Consider the following 3,926-nt stretch of genomic DNA (forward strand, 5'->3'; position numbering starts at 1 on the left):
ACTGGGGTGGCGCGCTGCCGGCCGGCAGCGGCACCATCGCGGGCGGGCGCACCGGCATCCTGACGGCGCTGCAGGTCGCGGACGACCTCATCGGGCGCCACGGCGCGCCCGGCTGCATCATCGTGGGGGTCGAGAGCTTCCTGCGCCAGGTCGTCGTCGCGCACTACATGCGCCGCAGGCGCCTGAAATGCGGCACCAACAGCAACGGCTTCCTGCCCGGCGAAGCGGCCTGCGCCGTGCTGGTCGGGCGCAGCGGGGCGTTCGATGCGGACGAGCTGCTGATCCAGGGCATCGGCGTGGGCCGCGAGGCGAGCGGCGACGGCGGCAACGAGAACGATCCGGTGCTCGGCGACGGCCTGACGCAGGCCATGCAGCAGGCGCTCGAGATGGCGCAGGTGCCGTTCTTCGATCTGAACTTCACGGTCAGCGATCACAACGGCGAACGCTTCAAGTTCAAGGAGGCGGCGATCGCCGCCGGCCGGCTCGACCGACTGCCGCCGGAGGGTGTGTCACGCCGGCCCAAGGGGCATGTGGAGACCTGGCACCCGGCGCAGTCCATCGGCGAGGTCGGGGCTGCAATCTTCCCCTGCCTGCTGGGCTGGGCCTTCGAGGCCGGTGCCAAGGCGTACGCGCCGAGCCATCACACGCTGCTGCACGCCGGCGAGGACAACGGCGAGCGTGTCGCCCTCGTCACCGCCTTCGAGCGCCGGGGGTGAGGCCATGGGCAGGAACGTCTTCGCGAACGGGCTGGAGGTGTCGGGCAAGGCCTCGACGAACCGTTCGATCGCGGCGATGCCCGACGTCTGCCTGTCGCCACCCGGGCCACCGGCCGGGCCGGTGCCGATCCCGTACCCCAACACCGCCTTCGCGAAGGACACCGCGCGAGGCAGCCGCACGGTCAAGATCGGCGGCCAGGAGGTGGGCAAGAAGAACAGCTCGACCTACAGCAAGAGCACCGGCGACGAGGCGGCGACGCGCAGCTTCGGCATGAACGTCGTCTCGCACAACATCACCGGGCCGATGAAGTTCGCCGCCTGGTCGATGGACGTGATGGTGGAGGGCGCGAATGCCACCCGCTTCATGGACCTGACGACGCACAACCACGGCAACCCCTCGGGCGGTGCCACCGGGGCCAGCATGGCCGAGAAGGGGCCGCCGGATTTCGGCACCGACTGCCAGGCGCTCGAAACCAAGAATGCCGCTGCGCGCAAGGCGAACCCGCAGCTCGACAAGAGCCAGACCGTGACGCACGGCGTGTTTCGCGATTCCAGCGGCACCGCGGAACATGTGCGCGGCAGCAGCAAGGGCGGCCTCGGCAATGGCTGGGCGGTGGGCGTGAGCACCAAGGAGAAGCGCCTGAGCATGACCCCGGCGCAACGCGACTACGCCAGTTTCCAGCCCAGCATCCCGCAATCGCAGCTGAAGAAGCAGGCCAAGGCGCAGGCGAAGGGCCAGGACTACGACCCCATCGAACGGGATACGCACGGCACGATGGCGTGCTTCGGATCCGGCCGCGAGAAGACGCCGTTCCAGTACCACAGCTACGAAGGCATGACGCCCAACTACCCGGCGCATGCGGAGCCCAAGATCATCGACGAGATCTTCCTGACCCACCCGCAGCCCAATGGCGGATCGCTGCTGCTCGCCATCGACTGGCCGGGTGGGCCGGCGAACGGGCAGACCAAGGAGTCGCCTTGCAAGCAGAGCTGCGCGCACCTCATCTGCGCGATCGAGGAGGCCGGCTGCCTGGACATCTGGCTGTGCGAGCGCAACAAGGAGGGCCAGTTGGAGATGAAGAAGCCGACCTGCCCGCCGACCACCGCCTGCAGCTGACCCCACCTCGCTCCAGCGCCCATGCCTGCCCGCCTGCCACCCTGGATTCCCGCGTCGATCCGTCACGCGCCGATCGACTTCGCGTGGCGCGGCGCGCAGCAGCACTGCGGGCCGGCGAACGCGGTGACGCCGCTGCTGCGCAAGCTGGACAACACCACGCTGTGCGGCCAGCTGAGCCTGTGCGCCGGGCTGCTGTCCTGGGCCGCCGTGCGCTTCATGGATGCCGCCGCCGAGGCGGCGTCCTGCCTGGAGCTGGCCGAGGCGGCGTTCGCGTACCAGGTCGACTGGCGCTACGCAGACCCTTCTGCGGGCAGCGTGCGCACGGCGCCGGATGCGCCGCCGGCGTTGTCGGCGCTGCTGGAGGTGGCGGTGTACCTGTGGAAGGGGATGGACCGGGCCACGTACTGGGACAGCATCCACGCCCCGGTCCGGGAGACGTTCCACGCTGCCCACGTGGTGCAGCACGTCATGCCGCAGGCCGAACGCCCGGCCTTCGTCGACTGGTTCGAGCTGGCCATCGCGCGGGTGCAACAGCATGCCCACGCACCGCAGGGGCCGGCGCACTCCCGCAACGACTTCGACAACCCCGAGGACTGGCAGCGCTTCATCGCCGCGCATCGCGGCCCGGCGCTGCCGCCGGAGCTGCTCGATCCCGGCTTCGACTACCAGCCGGCGCAGCGCGAGGCCCTGGCCGCCCGCTTCCTGGCCCGCCTCGACGGCAGCACCAACCGCTACCTGCGCTCGCCGCAGGAGATGCTGCGCCTCGGCTTCGACGGCGAAYCGTACCGCCTCGGCGCCCCGCGCCAACCCTCCCCGTGAGATCCGAATGAGCCCACCACGCGACTACCTCGCCGCCGCCGGCATCGCCGTCGATGACTACCCCTTTGCCTGGGACGCCTGGGAGTCCGACGCGTACTACCTGACCGACGCCGGGGCCGACGAACGCTTGCCGCTGCTGACCGGCAAGGCCAGGTTGGCCTTGCTGATCGCCAGCGCCGAGTGGATCGTGCAGCGCTTCTCCGCCTCCGGCCAGCACCACGAGGCCGTGCTGTACATCACAGCGGCGTGGGCCGGCGCGGTGCACCCGGCGTACTGCGTGCGGGTGGACCTCGACGAGAGCGTGTGGGCCGGCCCGGTGCTCGGGCCGCTGCGGGCGGCCATCACGCTGCTGGACAACGCGTTGCACGACCTGGGCACCGATCCCGATCCGGGCCGCGAGGCGGTGTGGATGCGCAGCCTCGTGCGCCATGTGCTGAACGATCCCCGGCCCTTCGACGACTGGTGGGAGGCGTGCATGCACCGGCTGCTGCGCTTCCATGCCATCGACGTGGAGCTCGCGCAGCGCAAGCCAGACCTGTTCGAGAATTTTCCGTCCGAGGGGGCGCCCGTGCCGCCGCAGGCCTGTGACCCGGGGCAGGCCTACGATCCTGCGCAGAACGAGGCGTTCTGGGATGCATGGCTGCAAGGCCTCGATCCGGGAACGAACCCGTTCCTCGCGTCGCCGGGCGAGCTGCCCGATGACGACGAGCTGCCGGGGCCGCCGTACCGCTACCGGGCCCGCCAGCAGCCCTGAGGCCGATGGACCGGTACGAGGACATCGCCGAGGAGCATGCGGGGCAGGCCGCCTTCCTGTGGCACCTGCGCAGCCTGGCCGTCGCGCAGCCGCACTACCTGCTCGACGACCTGGAGGCCCTCGACAGCCGGCTGGCGGCGCATGTCGACGGGCTGCGCGAGGCGTCGACGGCCTGGGATGCCTGCAGGCGCCTGCTGGCCGACGGCACGCCGTGGGCCGCGGCACCGCTGGCGCTGCTGGCCCTGGAGCGCGGCGACGGCCGGCAGGTGGCGCAACTGCTGGCGCTGGCCGAGCAGCAGCCCGGCTGGGTGCCGATGCTGGAGGCCGCGTTCGGCTGGGTGTCGCCGCAGTTCCTGCGCGGGACGATCCGCGCGATGCTGCACGCCGCATCGCCGCTGTGGCGGCGCATCGGCCTGGCCGGCTGCGCGGTCCACCGCGTGGATCCCGGCGCCGCGCTGGCTCCAGCGCTGGACGATGCCGACCCGTCGCTGCGCGCCCGCGCGCTGCGCTGCGCCGGCGA

General features: G+C 71.3%; 3 protein-coding genes and 2 pseudogenes. All 5 read left to right on the forward strand.

Translation table 11 applies throughout. The features are described from left to right. Nucleotides 1–716: pseudogene (locus tag AC1D15_RS20930) on the forward strand (hypothetical protein); the annotation flags it as partial. A gap of 4 nt (nt 717–720) precedes the next feature. Further along, complete coding sequence (locus tag AC1D15_RS20935) at nt 721–1,833, forward strand: DUF4150 domain-containing protein (protein WP_052211404.1); 1,113 nt, start codon at nt 721–723, stop codon at nt 1,831–1,833. Nucleotides 1,834–1,854: 21 nt separating this feature from the next. After that, nucleotides 1,855–2,652, forward strand: a complete 798-nt coding sequence (locus tag AC1D15_RS20940) for a hypothetical protein (protein ID WP_477827481.1) — start codon at nt 1,855–1,857, stop codon at nt 2,650–2,652. A gap of 7 nt (nt 2,653–2,659) precedes the next feature. After that, nucleotides 2,660–3,406, forward strand: coding sequence for a hypothetical protein (locus tag AC1D15_RS20945; RefSeq protein WP_477827482.1), 747 nt, complete (start codon nt 2,660–2,662; stop codon nt 3,404–3,406). Between the two features lie 5 nt (nt 3,407–3,411). Continuing rightward, nucleotides 3,412–3,926 (forward strand): annotated as a pseudogene (locus AC1D15_RS20950) (TIGR02270 family protein); the annotation flags it as partial.

The organism is Rhizobacter sp. P2_H2 (genome assembly GCF_056403375.1).